This is a genomic window from Diaphorobacter sp. C33, from assembly GCF_030503915.1.
Lineage (GTDB): Bacteria > Pseudomonadota > Gammaproteobacteria > Burkholderiales > Burkholderiaceae_C > Diaphorobacter > Diaphorobacter nitroreducens.
Genome location: NZ_CP129980.1, coordinates 2,745,154 through 2,762,336, shown reverse-complemented (window position 1 = coordinate 2,762,336; position 17,183 = coordinate 2,745,154). Strand labels below are relative to the sequence as shown.

The window sequence follows — 17,183 nt, the reverse complement described above, 5'->3', positions numbered from 1 at the left end:
TTTTCTGAGCGACTTTCGGGCGATTTGTGGCCTTGGCCCGATTATTTTGCTAACCCTTCAGTCAAACGGACTGGCCTTCGGCCAGCCGCTTACTTTGGCCGTTGGGCATAACCATGACGATTCAGCAAATTCCCAATGTCCGAGTTTGGTTGCAAGGCCGGGACTACGTCGAATCTGCCGAAATCCTGCTGGACTACAACCGCGTCCAACCTGCCGCCGTTGTGGCCGGCTTGGCCATCGAGATATTCATTAAGTCATTCCTCGCTACCCGCCATGCAACGGGTCATGCCACAACCGAGCGCGGCCATAGCGGGACCGCTATGTTCCACAAGCTGCCCGCCACACTGCAAGATGAGTTGCTGGTTTGCTCAAGCGAAGTTGATACCGCAGTGGATTTCGTCGCTGAACTGACAAAGCATGACGGTGCCTTCGTCTCGGGACGATATTGGTACGAACCCACGGCATCTAAAGTGCTCAGCTCGGATACCGTTTATTTCGCGCGGCATCTCTGCGAAACAGTGTTCCTCTTGGGCCAGAAACGCAGTGCTTAGTTGCGAGCAGCGATGCCCAACCCGTCATTCCAGCGGACCGCCTACGGCGGCCGCTGAATTCAAACGTTAGGTTTCAGAATCACTTCTTTGCGACCATGAAAGGGCCGTACATGAATACCAGGATGTTGGCCACTTCATTGGTCCTAAGTGGGGCCTTGGTTGGATGCGGAAAGGAACCTGCCAAGCCGATAGAAGTGAAGCTTGATCCGCTCAGTAGCTTCAAGGTCATCGCAGAAGAGTGCCAAGGCGCATTCAACGCAAGCGATAACGTGGTGCCTGGAAAGACCGGTGGTTTTGTCCGGATTGAGATTACGCCAGGCCCTATGAGCTTTGACGTCAAAAAGACAGACTCGCTTGTCTCTCCCTACACGGCATACATAGACCTGACCTTCGCAGAGAAGGCGCTTGCAGCCCCTACCGAAGAAGCTGCGCGAGCTTGGGATGGCGTTGCAATTGTCACAATGCAACATTGGCGGCTGCTGTATGCCCTGCAGGACGGCAAGTGGAAGCTTCAAGAAGAGCTTTACTCATTTGCTGTGCCCAGCGCAGGAATCACCGAGCAGGCTCCTACAAAGATGAGCGCGGGGGCAATTTCAAAAAGAGTGCCTTCCGCTATGTCATGTACGCCGAGCCAAGGGTGAAACCTTACCAGTCGCTCGGGCCGACTCGCGTCGGCAGGCCGCCGCTCGCGGCTCAGCTTCAACGTTAGGGTTAGGCATACGACTCGTCCCACGATCATCGGCTGCAAGTAGGGGTCGTTGATACCTCCTTGTAGCTTTCCTGCGGCCCAGCGCTTCGCCCGCTACTATCTGTGCCCGCGGCGCATGTGCCGCGCGCCTGTCCTCCAGGTGCCCACCAAAGCATTTCACCAAGGAGACCCACACCCCATGTTCAGCCACGTCATGCTGGGAGCCAGCAACCCCGACCAATCCAAGCAGTTCTACGACGCCTTTCTGGGCGCCCTGGGTTGCAAGCCTGGCTTTACCGACCCCAAGGGCCGCACCTTCTGGCGCCACGCGGGCAACACCTTTGCCATCTCCGCGCCCATCAATGGCGAGCCGGCCTGCTTTGGTAACGGCGCCACGACGGGCTTTGCGGCCGAGTCGCCCGAGCAGGTGGATGCGGCGCACGCGGCAGGCGTGGCCAGCGGCGGCGTGACGTGTGAAGACCCGCCGGGCTGGCGCGAGCATGCGCCGGGCGGGCGGCTGTACCTGGCCTACCTGCGCGACCCGGCCGGCAACAAGCTGTGCGTGCTGCACCGCCCGCCCAAGGAAGCCAAGGCCGCCTGACGGCGCGTTTCACTAGGATTTATGCATGCTTTTGTCTGAACAATGGGTGCTGGTCACGGGCGGCGCCCGGGGCCTGGGCCAGGCCATCACACGCGCCGTGGCGCGCGAGGGCGCGGGCGTGGTCATCAACTACCACCGCAGCGATGCCGCCGCGCAGGCGCTGGCCGACGAGCTGGGTCCGCGCGCCATCGCGCTGCAGGCCGACGTGACTGACGCTGCCGCCGTGCAGCGCCTGTTTGCCACTGCGCGCGAGCGCACGGGCGCCCCCATCAGCGCCGTGGTGAACAACGCGCTGGCGCAGTTCTCGTTCGACGGCGACGCGCGCCCCAAGCTGGGCGAGATCACCTGGGAGCGCTTCAGCCAGCAGATCGAGGGCGCGGTCAAGGGCGCGCTCAACACCATGCAGGCAGCGCTGCCCGCCATGCGCGCGCAGGGCTTCGGGCGTGTCGTGAACGTGGGCACCAACCTGTTCCAGAACCCGGTGGTGCCGTACCACGACTACACGGCGGCCAAGGCCGCGCTGCTGTCGCTCACGCGCACGGCGGCGCACGACCTGGGGCCGGATGGGATCACGGTGAACATGGTGTCGGGCGGGTTGCTGCGTACCACCGACGCCAGCAGCGCCACGCCCGAGGCGGTGTTCGACCTGATCGCCAGCATGACCCCGCTGCGCCGCGTGACCACGCCGGCCGAGTTTGCCGACGCGGTGCTGTTCTTCCTCTCGCCGTGGGGCCGCGCCGTGACGGGGCAGAACCTGGTGGTGGACTGCGGCCTCGTCAAGGATTGAAAAAGGAGTTGCCCATGGCATGGACCCACCCCATCACGGCCAAATGGCCGGCCGCGCACCCCGACCGGCTGCAGCTGTATTCGCTGCCCACGCCCAATGGCGTGAAGGTGTCGATCCTGCTGGAAGAGACGGGGCTGCCGTACGAGCCGCACCTGGTGAGCTTCGAGACCAACGACCAGCTCTCGCCCGAGTTCCTCGCGCTCAACCCCAACAACAAGATCCCCGCCATCCTCGACCCCAACGGCCCCGGCGGCCAACCGCTGGCGCTGTTTGAGTCCGGCGCCATCCTGGTCTACCTGGCCGAGAAGACCGGGCGCTTTCTGCCGCAGGATGCCGCCGCGCGCTACGAGACGCTGCAGTGGCTGATGTGGCAGATGGGTGGCGTGGGGCCGATGTTTGGGCAGCTCGGGTTCTTCCACAAGTTCGCGGGCAAGGACTACGAGGACAAGCGCCCGCGCGACCGCTACGTGGCCGAGTCCAAGCGCCTGCTGGGCGTGCTGGAGCAGCGCTTGACGGGCCGCGACTGGATCATGGGCAGCGACTACACCATCGCCGACATCGCCGTGTTCCCCTGGGTGCGCAACCTCGTGGGCTTCTACGGCGCGGGCGATCTGGTGGGCTTTGACGCCTTCCCGCAGGTGCAGCGCGTGCTGGCGGCCTTCGTGGCACGCCCCGCCGTGCAGCGGGGGTTGGAGATTCCGGCACGGGGCTAACCCGGCGCGGGGCTGACCCGCCCGAGGCTCACCCCACCCAGGGCGCACGCGTGGCGCGGCGAGCCCTCACGCATCCGGCCCGGCGCGGCACAAGCGCACGCACCAGGGTGGGCGTGCGCCGCGCCCCGGCCAGCGCGCCGGTTCATGGTCAAAAACGGCTCTAGCGCTTATGTAGCAAGCGCAAGCAGCTATGCTTTTGATACTTCCACCAGCGCATCCACCACCACGGCGCCCTGGCCTGCGGCGCCCACCATCACCGGGTTCAGGTCCAGCGATGCAATGGCGCCGCCGGCACCCGCGATCACCTGGCCCACGGCCACGGCGATGCGCGACAGGGCGGCCACGTCCAGCGGCGGCTCGCCGCGCACGCCATCCAGCAGCGGGGCGATGCGCAGCGTGCGCAGCGCGGCCTGCACGTCAGCCTCGGAGAACGGGGGCAGCAGGACGGCGCAGTCCTTGAGCGCCTCCACGTACTTGCCGCCGTCGCCCACCACCACCACGGGGCCAAAGATCGGGTCCTTGCGCGCGCCCACCATGAACTCGTGCTGGCCCTTGCGCGTGGCCGCCACGATCACCCCGTCGCGCTGCACGCCCATCGCGTCCATCTTGGCCCAGAAGCGCTCGAACAGCTCGGCCGCCTGCTCGCGCGTCTGCACGTTGAGGGCCACCAGCCCGTGCTCGGACTTGTGCGGCACCTCGGCCGAGCAGGCCTTCACGACCGCGGGCGCGCCGATGGCGTCAAACGCTGCGCGCGCCTCGTCGGCGGTGCGGCACAGGTGCATGGGCACCGTGGGCACGCCGTGGCGCGCCAGCAGGCCCAGGCTGTCCACCTCGTTCAGAAAGCCCTGTGCGCCGGCAGGCACCTGCACGTGGGGCAATGCGGGCCACGTGGCGCGCGGCTGGCGCATCCGTTCCGTGTGGCCGGCCACCTGGGCCAGCACGGCGATGGCCTCGCCCTCGTTGGGGAAGGTGGCGATGCCGTGCGCGCGAAAGGGCGCCGCCACGCTCTCTTGCCACGCGGCCACGGCCACGGGCTTGCCCGTCGCGGCCTCGAAGGCCGCGGCGTCGCGGGCGAACCGGTCCACGTCGTAGCCCGCGCCGGCCACGGGAATGTTCAGGAAGAACAGGTCCGCCGCCGGGTCCTGCGCCACGGCGGGCAGCACGTCGCCGAACAGGCCGCTGTTGGACAGCAGCGCGGCGGTGACGTCGATGGGGTTGCTGGCGGTGGCAAAGCCCGGCAGCTTGGAGGCCACGTCGGCCTGCGTGGCGGGGCTCAGCTCCGCCAGGGACAGGCCCATGTCTTCGGCGGCGTCGGCGCCCATCACGCAGCTGGCGCCGGAATTGCTGATCACCACCAGGCGGCGGCCCTCGGGGCGCCAGCCCTTCAGGTAGGCGTGCGCGGCGCGTGCCTGCTCATGCGGGTCGCGCACGCGCCAGATACCGTGGTGCTTGAAGAACGCGTCCACCGTGCGGTCCTCGTTGGCCAGCGCGCCCGTGTGGGACGACGCGGCCTTTTGCCCGCTGGCCGACCGCCCGGCCTTCACCGCGACGATGGGCAGGTCGCGCTCGCGCGCATAGGCGGCGGTGGCGGCCAGCATCTCGGGGTGGGCGATGTTCTCCAGGTACAGCAGCAGCAGTTGCACATCGGGGTCGTGCGCCACGGCCCAGGCCATCTCGGACGCGGTCACGTCGGCCTCGTTGCCCGTGGCATGCACATGGCGCACGCCCAGGCCGCGCCCGCGCAGCAGGCCGTAGGCCATGGCGCTCATGCCGCCGCTCTGGCTCACGATGCCCACCGGGCCGTCCATGGGCGGCACCTCGATGAACATGGTGGAAAAGCCCGCGATGGCGCCCGTGCCGAAGTTGGCCAGGCCCTGCGTGTTGGGGCCGTACAGGCGCATGCCGGCGGCGCGCGCGGTGGCCACCATGTGGTCCTGCAGCTCGCGCCCGGCGGGGCCCGTCTCGCCAAAGCCCGAGGCGATCACCACGGCGGACTTCACGCCGCGCGCGGCGCATTCCTCCACCGCGGCGACGGTCTTGTCGCCGCCCACGGCGATCAGCGCCAGGTCGGGCACCTCGGGCAGCGCGGCCAGGCCGGCGTAGCTCTTGTGGCCCTGCACTTCCTCGCGCGCCGGGTTGATGGGATAGATGGTGCCCCGGTAGCCGTGGCGCTGCATGTAGTGGATGGGCCGGCCACCGATCTTGTGGATGTTCTCGGAGGCGCCAACGATGGCGACCGAGCGGGGGTTGAGTGCGGAGGTGAGAAGGTCAGACATGATGGGTTGCGAGACGTTGGGCGTTCAGTCGCCCCGCCGCTGGCAGGGCCGTGGAATGGAATGGCAGGGACAGGGGCGCGGCGCAGGCAGCCAGCACACGCCAGCTCGGCGGCAACCCGCCCGGGGCCTGAAGCCGGCCGCGCCGCCACCGCAGCGCCCAGCGGGGCGAGCGTGTAGCGCGCGGCGCGGCCATTCAGCGGGCCTCAGTCAATCTTTGCGCCGGAGGCCTTGACCACCTTGCCCCACTTGTCCACCTCGGCCTGCAGGAAGCCGGCGTAGGCGGTGGGCGTGCTCCAGGCGGCGGCAAAGCCCTGGGCCTCGAAGCGCTGTTTCACCTCGGGGTTGTCCAGCGCCTTCTTCAGCTCGGCGTTCAGGCGGTCCACCACTTCCTTGGGCGTGCCCGCGGGCGCCAGCACGCCGTTCCAGGCGATGGCCTCGTAGCCGGGCAGGCCGGACTCGGCCACCGTGGGGATGTCCGGCGCGCTGGGCGAGCGCTGGCTGCTGGTCACGGCCAGCGCTTTCAACTTGCCGGCCTTCACGTGCGGCATGGACGAGAGCATGGTGTCGAACATCAGGTCCGCCTGGCCGCCCATCACGTCGGTGAGTGCGGGCGCGCTGCCCTTGTATGGCACATGCGCCATCTTCACGCCGGCCGACGCGCTGAACAGCTCGGCCGACAGGTGCGTGGACTGCCCGTTGCCGGACGACGCGTAATTGAGCCCGCCCTGCTTGGACTTGGCCAGCGCGATCAGCTCCTTCACGTTGTTGGCGGGCGTGGCGGGATGGGTCACGATGACCAGAGGCCCGCTGGTGAGCTGCGAGACGGGCGCGAAGTCCTTGGTAATGGAGTAGTTGAGCTTGCTGAACAGCGAGGGGTTGATGGCATGCGCCGTGGTGGCCACCACCAGCGTGTAGCCGTCCGCGGGGCTGCGGGCCACGGCCTCGGCGCCGATGTTGGCGCCAGCGCCGGGGCGGTTGTCGATCACGAAGGGCTGGCCCATCTGCTCCTGGAGCTTCTGCGCCACCACGCGCGCCACGATGTCGGTGGGGCCGCCGGGCGGGTAGGGCACGACCAGCTTCACGGGCTTGTTCGGGTAGTCGCTGGCCCAGGCAAAGGGCGTGGCGGCGGCGCACAGCGCGGCGCAGACGAGGCCGACGGCATGGCGGCGCGGGGCGATGGGGGTGGTCTTAGGCATGTCTTTGTCTCCTTGATCGTTGTGGTGAAAAAAGCGGTCAGGCGGCTGGCACGAAGCGCAGCAGCGGCCGGCCCTGGTGCTCGAAGAATTCGGCGCGCACGCGCTCGCCGATCTGCACGCCCGCGGCCGCGTGGCCCATGAGGCGCGGGCCCTCGTCGAGCTGCACGATCGCCAGCGTGTAGGGCGCCAGCGCGCGGAAGTCCTCCGAGGGCGTGCGCGCCACCACCGTGGTGGCGCGCACGGTGGCGGTGCCGGCGGCGTCGCGCCAGTCCAGCCCGTCGTGGCCGCAGCGTTGGCACGCGTAGCGCGCCAGGGTCTGGGCATGGCCGCAGGCGGCGCAGCTTTGAAAGCGCACCACGCCCGCGCGCAGGCCGTCGTTGAAAGGGGTTGCCAGCGAGGTCATGGCGGTCAGCCCTCCGTTGAAAGAATGAGGCTCACGTGGGACGACATCACGCCCCCGTCGGCATGGATGAAGGCGCGCTGCGGGGTGCGGATCTGCCGCTCGCCCGCCTGGCCCGTCATCTGCCGCCACGCCTCCACGGTGTGGGCCATGCCGCCGGCCACGCCGCAGTGGCCGAACGACAGCAGGCCGCCGTGCGTGTTCAGCGGCAGCGCGCCCGTGGGCGCGAAGTCGCCCGCGCGGGCCCGTGCGGCAGCGCCGGCGCGCGGCGCGAAGCCGATCTCTTCGAGCAGCATCACCAGCGTGATCGTGAACGAGTCGTAGATGCCCAGGTAGTCGATGTCCGCAGGGCTCAGGCCGGCCTCGGCAAAGGCTTGGGCGGCGGCATCGGATGCGCCGCACCGCATCACGTCGGCCATGGCGGTGAGGTGCTGGTGGCGGTGTGCCTGGCCCGCGCCCGCCAGGCGCACCGGGGCGTGCGGGCCGGGCTCGGCCGAGACGACGAACGCCATGGCGCCGTCGGAAATGGGGCAGCAGTCCAGCAGCGACAGCGGCGCGGCGATGGGCTTGGCGGCCAGCACCTCGGCATGGGTGATGGGCGTGCGCAGGTGCGCCTCGGGGTGGCGCGCGGCGTTGGCGCGCATGAGCACGGCGAACTCGGCCAGGTCGGCGCTGGTGACGCCCGTGCGGTGCATGTATTCCGAGGCCATCAGCGCGTAGTACGCGGGCACGCTGGCGCCGTTGGGCACCTCGTAGTCGGCGTCGCCCACCTGGGCCAGGGTCTGGATGGAGCTGTCGCGCGACTGACCCGTGAGGCGGTTCTCCCCCGCCACCACCAGCACGTTGCGGCAGCGGCCCGAGCGCACCAGCTCGCGCGCGGCCATCAGCATGGCCGCGCCCGTGGCCCCGCCCAGCTGCATGCTGTGCGCGTAGTGCGGCGCCAGTGCGAAGCGCTCGCAGAACAGCGTAGACAGCATCAGGTGCGGCAGCGTGGTGGCGTAGCCGCACAGCACGCCGTCGATGTCGGCGCGTGCCAGGCCGGCGCTGGCCAGCGCCTGGTGCGCGGCGCCGGCCATCAGGTCGAGCGCGCCGCGCCCTTCGTGGCGGCCAAAGGGTGTGCTGCCCGCGCCGCGCAGGTAGGCGGGGGAGGGTGGGGTCATCGCAGGGTCTCCGGGAGGGTTCTTGAGGGGGAGGCTGCGCCGGCCTGGCGGCGGCTGGTGCGCACGGCCTCGGACCAGCGCACCTGGCATACGGTGGATTCGCGCATCAGCGCCTGGGCCATGGCGGCTTCCCGCGCGAGGATGCGGTCGTTCAGCGCGGCAATGCTCAGGGCCGCCACGGGGCGGCCCTCGGGGTCGAGTACGGGCACGGCGATGCCGCCCATGCGCTCGACTACCACGTCCAGCAGCACCACGTGGCCGCGTTCGCGCGCGTCGGCGATGCGCTCGCGCAGCAGCGCGGGCGTGATGCGCGGGTAGCGGCTCATCTGGTTGGCGAGGATCTCCAGCGCCGCCTCGCGCTCGGCCTCGGGCATCCAGGCCAGCAGCGCCAGGCTGCCGGCCCCGGCGCCCAGCGGGCGGCGGCTGCCCACGCGCAGGTAGTTGGCGCGGATGGGGTAGGTGCCTTCCTCCACGTCGATGCACAGCGACTCCACGCCGCTGGGGATGGACAGCACCACGCTGTCCTCGAACTGGCCCACCAGCCGCAGCAGGCTGGGGCGCGCCAGCGGCCGCGGGTCAAAGCGCCGCAGCGCGGCCGCGCCCAGCACCATGAGTTCGGGCCCCAGCGAGAACTGCTTGCTCTGCGCATCGCGCGCGACGAAGCCGTCGCGCACCATCACCTCCAGCAGGCGCAGTGTGGTGGCCTTGTCCAGTTCGGCCGCGGCGGCAATGTCGGTCAGGCGCGAGTTGCCGCCCTCGGACATCACCCGCAGCACGCGCATGGCGCGCTCCACGGTGGACGTGCTGCCACCGGGCAGGTGGTTCACCACGGCCTTGGGGCGTGCGCTGGAGGGGGTGGGGGGCATGGCGTGTGTTTCTTTGGATGAAACGTGATTTGTCATGAAATTTAGGTGTGGGTGCGGTGGTTGGTCAAAGACCGTGTTTTAAATTTCAATGGCTAAAACAGTTGCGCCGCGATGCGAGGGCTTACCCTGATGAAAGCGGCGGCCGCGCCGCGCGCATGCCCCACAATCGCCGGCTTGCCGACCCTTGTGCGCGCCCGTTGCGGCGCACGCCGCCCTTCCATGCCCCATGCCGTTTCCCTGCTGCGCGCCGCGCGCCTGGCCCGCAGCGCCAAGCCGTTCCTGGCGCGCGGCGGCTCGCGCCGCGAGCGTTGCGAGGGCTGCCGCCTGCCGCTGAGCCACTGCCAGTGCGCGCTGCGCCCGCAGCCCGCGGTGCGCGCGGGTATGTGCCTGCTGATGGCGGACACCGAGCCGCTCAAGCCCAGCAACACGGGCTGGCTGATCGCCGACCTGGTGCCCGACACCCACGCGTTTGGCTGGGCGCGCACCGAGGTCGATCCCGCCTTGCTGGCGCTGCTGGCCGACCCGCAGTGGCAGCCGTACGTGGTGTTCCCGGGTGAGTTCGCGCAGGCCGCGCGCGTGGTGCAGGCCGTGGCGCCACAGGCCGACGCGGCTGCGCCCGCCGCTGCGCCGCAGGGCCCGCGCCCGCTGTTCGTGCTGCTGGACGCCACCTGGCCCGAGGCGCGCAAGATGTTCCGCAAAAGCCCCTATCTGGACCGCTTCCCGGTGCTGAGCCTGCACAGCGACGAGGCCTCGCGCTACCGCCTGCGCCGCTCCAAGCGCAGCGACCATTTCTGCACCGCCGAGGTGGCGGCGCTGTGCCTGGCGCAGGCGGGCGACACGCACGCTGCCGCGTTGCTGCTGGCCTGGCTGGACGTGTTCAGCGAGCGCTACCTGCTGGCCAAGCACCAGCGCCCCGTGGACCTGGACAGCGCTGCGCACCAGCAACTGCGCGCGCTGGCCGGCGCGCAGCACACCGGTTGACGCAGTTGGTTGCACCGCGGGCCGCGGCGCTGCGCACAATGCCAAGTCTTTCGCTGACAACGCCATGCACCGCCGACTCGCCCTCTCGCACGCACTGACCGCCGCCCTGGCACTGGCCGCCGGCTGTGCCAGCGCGCAGCCCAGCTACACCATCAGCACCCAGCAGCTGCAGCAGGCGCTGGCCGAGCGTTTCCCGCGCAGCTACCCGCTGGGCGGGCTGCTGGACCTGCAGTTGCAGACGCCGCAACTCACGCTGCTGCCCGAGCGCAACCGCCTCAACGCCGTGCTGGACGTGGCGGCCAGCGGCGCGCTGCTGCAGGCGCGGCGATACACGGGCGCGTTCGATGTGGACTTCGGCCTGCGCTACGAACCCACCGACCGCACCATCCGCGCGCACGACCTGCATGTGAACGCGCTGCGCCTGGACGGTGTGCAGCCCTCTGCCGCCGGCATGCTGCAGCGCTACGGCCAGCAGTTGGCCGACCAGTCGCTGCGCGAGGTGGTGCTTCACCAGCTGCGCGACAAAGACCTGGCGCTGGCCGACGGCATGGGCCTGCAACCCGAGAGCATCACCGTCACCCCGCGCGGGCTGCTGGTGCGCTTCGGCACCAAGCCGCTGTCGTGAATGCTGCGCTACTCATAGCGCTTCGCGCTGGATACGCAAGCGCTGCGGGCTGTTTGGATGCAAATGCGCAGCGCGAGGGCGGCTGTCCTACGCCGTTGCGCCGCCAGCGCGGTTACAAATAGGGTTTTGCCCTTCGTTGCGCCGCGCAGCGTCTGCGCGGCCCGCCGCACCATGACCACAGCTTTGCCCGCCAGTCCGTCCAGCGTCTTTGCGTCCTCGCCCAATCCGGTGGTGGTGATCACCGGCGCCTCCAGCGGCATCGGCCACGCCACGGCGCTGGCGTTTGCGCGCCGCGGCGCGCGCCTGGTGCTGGCCGCGCGCAACCCTGACACGCTGGCCCCTGTGGCGCTGGCATGCCGCGCCGAGGGTGGGCAGGCGCTGGGCATTCCCACCGACGTGACCGGCGCCGACGCGGTGCAGGCCCTGGCCGACAAGGCGGTGCGCCACTTCGGGCGCATCGATGTGTGGATCAACGGCGTGGGCGTGGGAGCTGTGGGGCGCTTTGACGATGTGCCACTGGCCGCGCACCGCCGCGTGATCGAGTCCAACCTGCTGGGCCACGTGCACGGCGCGCACGCGGCGCTCACGCGCTTTCGCGCGCAGGGCCACGGCCTGCTGGTGAACCTGATCTCGCTGGGCGGCTGGGTGCCTGCGCCCTACGCGGCCGCCTACACGGCCAGCAAGTTCGGCCTGCGCGGCCTGTCCGAAAGCCTGCGCGCCGAGGTGGTCGACCTGCCCCAGGTGCATGTGTGCGACGTGGCGCCCACGTTCGTCGATTCGCCGGGCCTGTCGCACGGCGCCAACTACACGGGCCGGCGCATCCGCCCGCCGCTGCCCATGGTGGACCCGCGCGCGGTGGCCCAGGCCATCGTGGACCTGGCCGATGCGGCCCAGCCGCGCGCCGTCACCTGGCTGGGCCTGGGCGCGATGCCCGGGCGTGTGGCGCATGCGCTGGCGCCGCAGGGCACGGCGCGCGCCATGCGCTGGTTCAGCGACCTGGGGCTGCGCCGGGCAGCGCCCGCGCCGCTCACCCAAGGCAATCTGTTTGCCCCCTCGCACCAGACCTCCATCGACGGCGGCCACCGCCAGCGCATGGCGGGATCGGCCACGGTGGTGGCGGTGCTCGGTGTGGTCGGCCTGGCGGTGGGCTGGTGGTGGGGACGCGGACGGCGTTGATGCTCCTATTTGCATAGCTGTAAGCGCTTGATGGGCGGGCGCTGTAGTCCTTTTTTATGCAAAGCAGCAGCGCCCGGCGTTTTCCTACAGCCCGCGCGCGGCCGGCTGCCTACGATGGCGCTGCCGGGGCCGCACCATGTGTGGCGCGGCATCCCACCTGCCACCGCCAGGACGCCGCCATGACCTCTCGCCCCTCCCACACCGACGCCACCGACGCCGCGCCGCCGCCGGCCGAAAGCCACCCCGCCCACACCTTCACGCTGTACGCGTCGGGCGGGCGCGTGTACGCCAGCAATGTGCGCGACAAGCTCATCGACCTGGGCGCCCTCGCACCGCAGGCGCAGGGCTGGGCCTACCAGCTGGATGGCGACGGGCGCGTGGAGGCCGAAGGCTTTGACGATGCGCGGCAGGCGCTGGCCCACATCGCCGCCAGCATCACCTTCCTGTACCTAGACGGGCAGTTCACCGCGCTGCAGGACCTGGGCGACCGCGCCCGCCCCGACGTGCGCGGGGCGCCGCAGATCCAGGTGGCGCTGGACCCGCGCGGACAGGCCCGGCCCGCCATCGGCGCTGCGGCGTAGGCGGTGCCTTTCAACCCCACGGCCCTTTGTGCGGAGAACGCGATGCAAGTCCAACCCTATCTGATGTTCGATGGCCGCTGCGAAGAGGCGCTGGCGTTCTACGCCCAGGCGCTGGGCGCGCAGACGCAGTTGCTGATGCGCTTTCGGGACAGCCCCGAGCCGCCCGCGGGCGAATGCTCCGCGTCAGCCGCCGTGCCCGGCGACAAGGTCATGCATGCGGAGCTGCGCGTGGGGGAGACGACCCTCATGGCCTCGGACGGCATGGCGGGCGGCCACCCGGTGTTCAACGGCATCTCGCTCACGCTCTCGGTGGCCAGCGAGGTGGAGGCGCGCAGCAGGTTCGACGCGCTGGCCGACGGCGGCACGGTGGTGGCGCCGATGGCCAAGACCTTCTTTTCGCCCGCGTTCGGCATGGTCAACGACCGTTTCGGCGTGTCGTGGATGGTGCTGGCGGACTCCGCGCCGGGCTGAAGGCGCGGGGCAGGTGCCGCGGGCCGGCCGGCCGTCGCCGAGGGAGCTGCGGGCCCGCGTACAGGGCGCCAGGTTGCTCATGAAAAAGTAGCTGCCAGCGCTCACCCCGACTGCCTTTGCGACGGTTTTTGCTCGAAGATTGGGCTGCCATCGTTCCACGCATGGGCCGCAGTGTCGCGCCGGCGCCCGCTGGGCAAATGGCCTTCCGTCCCCACATGATGCACAGTGCCTGCGCCGTGTCGCCGCGCCGGCCTTGGAAAGGAGCCCCATGAACACCCGCGCCAGTCCCGTCCTGCAATCCCAGCCCCTGGGGCCGCTGTGGCCCACGCTTGATCCGTTCCTGTTCTGCGCCCACCATGACGACGCCTATCCCGCCGGCAACCGCGCCATGGGCGTGCAGGCGGTGGCGCTGGAGGGGCGCCAGATGGGCAGCGACTTCAGCCGCAAGGACGGCTTTTCGATGTACCACGGAGAGCACGTGCCCGGCTTTCCCGGCCACCCGCACCGGGGCTTCGAGACCGTCACGCTGGTGCGCAAGGGCCTGATCGACCATGCCGACTCGCTGGGCGCGGCCGCGCGCTTCGGTGGCGGCGACGTGCAGTGGGTCACCGCCGGCGCGGGCATCATGCATTCGGAGATGTTCCCGCTGCTGAACACCGACGCGCCCAACCCGCTGGAGCTGTTCCAGATCTGGCTGAACCTGCCCGCGCGCCACAAGATGGTGCGGCCGCACTTCACCATGCTGTGGAACGAACGCATCCCGCGCCTGGAGCATGCCGACGCGGCCGGCCTGCGCACCACGGTCACCGTGGTCGCCGGCGCGCTGGACGGCGCCGGTGCGCCGCTGCCGCCGCCCCCCGAGTCCTGGGCCGCGCAGGCGGACGCCGACGTCGCCATCTGGACGCTGCGCATGGAGCCCGGCGCGCATTGGACGCTGCCGGCGGCCCGCGGACAGGGCACGCGCCGCATGCTGTACTGGTTCGTGGGCGAAGGGCTCTCGATCGCCGGCGAGCCCCAGGGCGGCCACGCGGCGCTGGAGGTGGCGGCCGATCGGGCGCTGGAGCTGGTCAACACCGGCGGCGACACCGTGGAATGCCTGCTGTTGCAGGGCCGTCCCATCGGCGAGCCGGTGGTGCAGTACGGCCCGTTTGTGATGAACACCCAGCAGGAAATCATGCAGGCCATGCAGGACTTTCGCCGCACGCAGTTCGGCGGCTGGCCCTGGGACGCGAGCGACCCGGTGCACGGCAGCGCCCCCCGGCGCTTTGCGCGCCACCCGGGCAGCGCGCAGGACGAGGTGCCGCAGGCCTGAATGCCTGCACGGCGGCCGGCCCGGCCGCCCGCACGGCCTTGGCGTGTGCGGGACAATGGCGGCCTTGCGGCGCCTGCCCGCGCCGCCGCCCTCCACGGAAACCAAGCCATGAACATCACCCAAGACACCGCCGTCACGCTCAGCTACCGCGTCACCGATCCCGCCACGGGCAAGCCCCTTGATGCCGGCAATGTGGCCTACCTGCACGGCGGCTACGAGAACATCTTCCCCAAGGTCGAGGCCGCGCTGGAAGGCCAGGCCCCGGGCCATGCCGTCACGCTGGACCTGGCGGTGGAGGACGCATTCGGCGCGCGCGACGAGAGCCTGGTGCGCACCATCCCCAAGAGCGAGTTCCCCCCCGGCGTGAAGGTGGGCGGCCAGTTGCAGGGGCCCGGCGCCGACGGCCAGCCGCAGATGTTCCACGTGGTCAAGATCAAGGGCCCCGTGGTGCACCTGGACGGCAACCACCCGCTGGCCGGCAAGGCGCTGCGTTTTGCCTGCAAGGTGACCGAGGTGCGCGCCGCCACGGCCGAGGAGATCGCCCACCGCCATGTGCATGGCGGGCATGGGCATCACCATTGATGCTGCTTTATTGATAGCTGTCAACGCTTGCCTATCAAGCGCCAGCGGCCATTTTGGCTAACGCCTGCGCAGCAGCGCGCGGCGCAGCAGGCGCTCCGCGCGGTCGCGGATCTGCAGCGGGCTGTGGCCGGGCCGGGGCAGCACGCGCGCCCGGCTGCAGGCGGCCAGGAAGTCGTGCAGCAGCGGCGAGTCGTCTAGCGTGACGGCCGCGCTGGCGCGGAACTCCGGGTGCCACTGCGTCGCCGCGATGTAGCCGCGCCCGTGGCTCGGGTTGCGGCGTATCGCCTCGGGCACGCCGTCGGGGTAGCTCCAGGCCTCGATGTCGAAGCCGGGCGCCAGGTTCTTGATGCCCTGGTGGTGGATGCTGTTCACGGTGACGCGCGGCTGCTCCGGGTACAGCCGCGCCAGCCGCGTGCCGGGCACGATGTCCACCTCGTGGAAGTGCTGGTCGTAGGTGCTCGGGTTGCGGTGCTGCAGCGCGCCAGGGTGCTGGGTCTCGATGTCCTGGTACAGCGTGCCGCCAAAAGCCACGTTGATGAGCTGCAGCCCGCGGCACACGCCGAAGATGGGCTTGCCGGCCTGCTCGAAGGCCTCCACCACCGCCAGGTCGTACAGGTCGCGCACGCGGTCGCCCAGCCATGCGTCCTTGAGCGGCACCTCGCCGTAGCTGCCGGGCCAGACGTCCGCCCCGCCGTGCATCACCACGCCGTCGAGCCACTCGGCGTAGTGCTTGAGCGTGACGTCTCCGCGCGCGGTCTCGCCCGTGGGGCAGGGCACCATCACCACCAGCGCACCGGCCGACATGATCCAGTGCGCGATGGACTGCTCCACGTACTGCAGGGTCTTGTTGGTGAACAGTGGCCGGCCCGGGTCCGCATGCGAAAAGCACGCGGACAGGCCGATCTTCAGGCGCGGCTGGGAGGGCGTTACCGACGGCATGCGGTCGGGCTGTAGCCAGGGCGGCAGGACAGTCATCGACTCAGTTGTAACACCGCGCTTGCCCGCACGCTGTAGGAACGAGCCGCAGAGCGCGGCTGTGCGTTTTGCTTGATACGAATCAAGCATGCAGGCGCCTACTGGGGCATGATGAAGACGAGGGGCGCTACCGTCCGCCCCATCGACCCATCCACTTCACGAAGGAGAAAACATGCAGATCCAGGTGCATACCGACGACCACATCCAGGGCGGCGAATCGCTGGCCCGCTGGGTGCAGGAAGAAGCCACCGCCAAGCTGGCGCGCTTTCGCGAGCACGTGACGCGCGTGGAGGTGTTCCTGTCCGACGTGGACGGCGGCAAGTCCGGCGCGGCCGACAAGCGCTGCGTGATCGAGGTGCGCCCCGCTGGCCGCCAGCCTGTGGCTGCGCGTGCCGAGGCGGCCAAGGTGGCCGATGCTTTCACGGCGGCCGTGGAGAAGCTGGTGCGCGCGCTGGGCGACGACATCGAGCGCGCCAAGGACCGCAACGGCCGCGACACCATCCGCACGGCGGAGTGAGCGGGCGCTATTGATGCAATAGCTGCCAGCGCCTGACAGTAGGGCGCTGCAATGCGCAAAAGGCCGCAGGAGCGTTGGCTCCTGCGGCCTTTTGCCTTTCAGAAGCTGCTGCCCGGCTGCTGCAGGAAGGCGAGCTCCTCGGCCGTGCTGGCGCGGCCCAGTGCGGCGTTGCGGTGCGGATAGCGGCCAAAGCGCGCAATGATGTCCCGGTGCGCATGTGCGAAGTGCAGGCTGCCCGGGTTGCCCAGCGCGGTGAACAGGCGCACCGATTCTTCCTGCACGCGCGGCGACTCGCTGTGCATGTAGGGCATGTACAGGAAGGCGCGCTGCGCGGGCTCCAGCCGCGCGTCCAGACCCTGTGCCAAGGCCTCCTGCGCCAGCACCAGGGCCATGCCGTCCTGCGCGAAGGCGGCGGGGGTGTCGCGGTGCAGGTTGCGCGAAAACTGGTCGAGCACCAGGATTTCCGCCAGGCGGCCCTGGGCATCACCGCGCCAGTGCCACAACTCCCCCTGCGCGGCCTGCGCGTGCAACGCAGCGAAGCGGGTGCGGATGGCGGCGTCGAACGCGGCGTCCTTGGCGAACCATTGCTGCGGCGTGGCCTCGTCGAACCAGAAGCGCAGCACGTCGGCGGCGGTGGGGAGGGCGGGAGAGGTGGTCATGCCGCAAGTATGGGGTGCCGGCCGTGGACGTGCTTTGCTATTGAATAAATAGCTACCTGCGCTTGA

20 protein-coding genes are annotated in these 17,183 nt (G+C 69.9%); 13 read left to right on the top strand and 7 right to left on the bottom strand.

Features of this window, described 5'->3' with window-relative positions; all coding sequences use genetic code 11:
• Positions 1–113 precede the first annotated feature (113 nt).
• The 5 genes from QY917_RS13035 to QY917_RS13015 all read left to right on the top strand — a co-directional run bounded on the left by QY917_RS13035 (position 114) and on the right by QY917_RS13015 (position 3,340).
• On the top strand, positions 114–551 hold the full coding sequence (locus tag QY917_RS13035) for a hypothetical protein (protein WP_123675527.1): 438 nt from the start codon (positions 114–116) through the stop codon (positions 549–551).
• Positions 552–661: 110 nt separating this feature from the next.
• A complete protein-coding gene (locus tag QY917_RS13030) occupies positions 662–1,192 on the top strand; it encodes a hypothetical protein (RefSeq protein WP_148060998.1) in 531 nt (176 codons plus the stop codon).
• 246 nt (positions 1,193–1,438) lie between these two features.
• Positions 1,439–1,840, top strand: a complete 402-nt coding sequence (locus QY917_RS13025; protein ID WP_123675528.1) for a VOC family protein — start codon at positions 1,439–1,441, stop codon at positions 1,838–1,840.
• A 25-nt stretch (positions 1,841–1,865) separates the two neighbouring features.
• Positions 1,866–2,627, top strand: coding sequence for a 3-oxoacyl-ACP reductase (locus tag QY917_RS13020; protein WP_123675529.1), 762 nt, complete (start codon positions 1,866–1,868; stop codon positions 2,625–2,627).
• A gap of 14 nt (positions 2,628–2,641) precedes the next feature.
• Positions 2,642–3,340 carry a glutathione S-transferase N-terminal domain-containing protein gene (locus tag QY917_RS13015; protein WP_123675530.1) on the top strand — a complete coding sequence of 233 codons (699 nt, stop codon included), beginning with the start codon at positions 2,642–2,644 and terminating at the stop codon, positions 3,338–3,340.
• Positions 3,341–3,528: 188 nt separating this feature from the next.
• On the opposite strand, the gene QY917_RS13010 is transcribed toward QY917_RS13015, so the two are convergent.
• The 5 genes from QY917_RS13010 to QY917_RS12990 form a co-directional block, all read right to left on the bottom strand.
• Entirely contained in the window at positions 3,529–5,616 is a 2,088-nt protein-coding gene (locus tag QY917_RS13010) for an acetate--CoA ligase family protein (protein ID WP_123675531.1), read from the bottom strand.
• A gap of 203 nt (positions 5,617–5,819) precedes the next feature.
• Entirely contained in the window at positions 5,820–6,812 is a 993-nt protein-coding gene (locus tag QY917_RS13005) for a tripartite tricarboxylate transporter substrate binding protein (RefSeq protein ID WP_123675532.1), read from the bottom strand.
• 37 nt (positions 6,813–6,849) lie between these two features.
• The gene (locus tag QY917_RS13000) at positions 6,850–7,215 is read right to left on the bottom strand and encodes a Zn-ribbon domain-containing OB-fold protein (RefSeq protein WP_123675533.1); all 366 of its coding nucleotides are present in this window, start codon (positions 7,213–7,215) and stop codon (positions 6,850–6,852) included.
• 5 nt (positions 7,216–7,220) lie between these two features.
• A complete protein-coding gene (locus QY917_RS12995) occupies positions 7,221–8,372 on the bottom strand; it encodes a thiolase family protein (protein WP_123675534.1) in 1,152 nt (383 codons plus the stop codon).
• Positions 8,369–9,238 (bottom strand): IclR family transcriptional regulator, encoded by an 870-nt coding sequence (locus tag QY917_RS12990; protein ID WP_123675535.1) that lies wholly within the window; start codon positions 9,236–9,238, stop codon positions 8,369–8,371. The genes QY917_RS12995 and QY917_RS12990 overlap by 4 nt, the downstream gene beginning before the upstream one ends.
• A 219-nt stretch (positions 9,239–9,457) precedes the next feature.
• On the opposite strand from QY917_RS12990, the gene QY917_RS12985 reads away from it, so the two are divergent.
• From QY917_RS12985 to QY917_RS12955, 7 genes are all read left to right on the top strand, one after another.
• Entirely contained in the window at positions 9,458–10,219 is a 762-nt protein-coding gene (locus QY917_RS12985) for a tRNA-uridine aminocarboxypropyltransferase (protein WP_088888163.1), read from the top strand.
• A 64-nt stretch (positions 10,220–10,283) separates the two neighbouring features.
• Positions 10,284–10,844, top strand: a complete 561-nt coding sequence (locus tag QY917_RS12980; protein WP_011807054.1) for a hypothetical protein — start codon at positions 10,284–10,286, stop codon at positions 10,842–10,844.
• Between the two features lie 171 nt (positions 10,845–11,015).
• Entirely contained in the window at positions 11,016–12,020 is a 1,005-nt protein-coding gene (locus QY917_RS12975; protein WP_123675536.1) for an SDR family oxidoreductase, read from the top strand.
• Between the two features lie 179 nt (positions 12,021–12,199).
• Positions 12,200–12,601: a hypothetical protein gene (locus QY917_RS12970; protein WP_103738492.1), complete on the top strand. Its 402-nt coding sequence runs from the start codon at positions 12,200–12,202 to the stop codon at positions 12,599–12,601.
• Positions 12,602–12,643: 42 nt separating this feature from the next.
• Entirely contained in the window at positions 12,644–13,072 is a 429-nt protein-coding gene (locus QY917_RS12965; RefSeq protein ID WP_011807051.1) for a VOC family protein, read from the top strand.
• A gap of 268 nt (positions 13,073–13,340) precedes the next feature.
• Positions 13,341–14,384 (top strand): pirin family protein, encoded by a 1,044-nt coding sequence (locus tag QY917_RS12960; protein ID WP_123675537.1) that lies wholly within the window; start codon positions 13,341–13,343, stop codon positions 14,382–14,384.
• A 108-nt stretch (positions 14,385–14,492) separates the two neighbouring features.
• On the top strand, positions 14,493–14,966 hold the full coding sequence (locus QY917_RS12955; protein WP_011807049.1) for a peptidylprolyl isomerase: 474 nt from the start codon (positions 14,493–14,495) through the stop codon (positions 14,964–14,966).
• 57 nt (positions 14,967–15,023) lie between these two features.
• Here QY917_RS12955 and QY917_RS12950 read toward each other — a convergent pair whose 3' ends face one another.
• Complete coding sequence (locus QY917_RS12950) at positions 15,024–15,905, bottom strand: gamma-glutamyl-gamma-aminobutyrate hydrolase family protein (protein ID WP_172209386.1); 882 nt, start codon at positions 15,903–15,905, stop codon at positions 15,024–15,026.
• A 208-nt stretch (positions 15,906–16,113) separates the two neighbouring features.
• On the opposite strand from QY917_RS12950, the gene QY917_RS12945 reads away from it, so the two are divergent.
• Complete coding sequence (locus QY917_RS12945; protein WP_015914545.1) at positions 16,114–16,458, top strand: HPF/RaiA family ribosome-associated protein; 345 nt, start codon at positions 16,114–16,116, stop codon at positions 16,456–16,458.
• A 98-nt stretch (positions 16,459–16,556) separates the two neighbouring features.
• Here the strand turns inward: QY917_RS12945 and QY917_RS12940 are convergent, their stop codons facing one another.
• The gene (locus QY917_RS12940) at positions 16,557–17,117 is read right to left on the bottom strand and encodes a DUF924 family protein (protein WP_047351172.1); all 561 of its coding nucleotides are present in this window, start codon (positions 17,115–17,117) and stop codon (positions 16,557–16,559) included.
• Positions 17,118–17,183: the final 66 nt, after the last annotated feature.

What these genes read in the sequence shown, in the direction of transcription:
- QY917_RS12970 (WP_103738492.1), top strand. Translation starts at nt 12,200, where the DNA reads ATGACCTCTCGCCCCTCCCACACCGACGCCACCGACGCCGCGCCGCCG.
- QY917_RS13015 (WP_123675530.1), top strand. Translation starts at nt 2,642, where the DNA reads ATGGCATGGACCCACCCCATCACGGCCAAATGGCCGGCCGCGCACCCC.
- QY917_RS12945 (WP_015914545.1), top strand. Translation starts at nt 16,114, where the DNA reads ATGCAGATCCAGGTGCATACCGACGACCACATCCAGGGCGGCGAATCG.
- QY917_RS12990 (WP_123675535.1), bottom strand. Translation starts at nt 9,238, where the DNA reads ATGCCCCCCACCCCCTCCAGCGCACGCCCCAAGGCCGTGGTGAACCAC.
- QY917_RS13005 (WP_123675532.1), bottom strand. Translation starts at nt 6,812, where the DNA reads ATGCCTAAGACCACCCCCATCGCCCCGCGCCGCCATGCCGTCGGCCTC.
- QY917_RS12955 (WP_011807049.1), top strand. Translation starts at nt 14,493, where the DNA reads ATGAACATCACCCAAGACACCGCCGTCACGCTCAGCTACCGCGTCACC.
- QY917_RS13030 (WP_148060998.1), top strand. Translation starts at nt 662, where the DNA reads ATGAATACCAGGATGTTGGCCACTTCATTGGTCCTAAGTGGGGCCTTG.
- QY917_RS12985 (WP_088888163.1), top strand. Translation starts at nt 9,458, where the DNA reads ATGCCCCATGCCGTTTCCCTGCTGCGCGCCGCGCGCCTGGCCCGCAGC.
- QY917_RS12975 (WP_123675536.1), top strand. Translation starts at nt 11,016, where the DNA reads ATGACCACAGCTTTGCCCGCCAGTCCGTCCAGCGTCTTTGCGTCCTCG.
- QY917_RS12940 (WP_047351172.1), bottom strand. Translation starts at nt 17,117, where the DNA reads ATGACCACCTCTCCCGCCCTCCCCACCGCCGCCGACGTGCTGCGCTTC.
- QY917_RS12960 (WP_123675537.1), top strand. Translation starts at nt 13,341, where the DNA reads ATGAACACCCGCGCCAGTCCCGTCCTGCAATCCCAGCCCCTGGGGCCG.
- QY917_RS13010 (WP_123675531.1), bottom strand. Translation starts at nt 5,616, where the DNA reads ATGTCTGACCTTCTCACCTCCGCACTCAACCCCCGCTCGGTCGCCATC.
- QY917_RS13020 (WP_123675529.1), top strand. Translation starts at nt 1,866, where the DNA reads ATGCTTTTGTCTGAACAATGGGTGCTGGTCACGGGCGGCGCCCGGGGC.
- QY917_RS13025 (WP_123675528.1), top strand. Translation starts at nt 1,439, where the DNA reads ATGTTCAGCCACGTCATGCTGGGAGCCAGCAACCCCGACCAATCCAAG.
- QY917_RS12980 (WP_011807054.1), top strand. Translation starts at nt 10,284, where the DNA reads ATGCACCGCCGACTCGCCCTCTCGCACGCACTGACCGCCGCCCTGGCA.
- QY917_RS13035 (WP_123675527.1), top strand. Translation starts at nt 114, where the DNA reads ATGACGATTCAGCAAATTCCCAATGTCCGAGTTTGGTTGCAAGGCCGG.
- QY917_RS12995 (WP_123675534.1), bottom strand. Translation starts at nt 8,372, where the DNA reads ATGACCCCACCCTCCCCCGCCTACCTGCGCGGCGCGGGCAGCACACCC.
- QY917_RS12950 (WP_172209386.1), bottom strand. Translation starts at nt 15,905, where the DNA reads ATGCCGTCGGTAACGCCCTCCCAGCCGCGCCTGAAGATCGGCCTGTCC.
- QY917_RS12965 (WP_011807051.1), top strand. Translation starts at nt 12,644, where the DNA reads ATGCAAGTCCAACCCTATCTGATGTTCGATGGCCGCTGCGAAGAGGCG.
- QY917_RS13000 (WP_123675533.1), bottom strand. Translation starts at nt 7,215, where the DNA reads ATGACCTCGCTGGCAACCCCTTTCAACGACGGCCTGCGCGCGGGCGTG.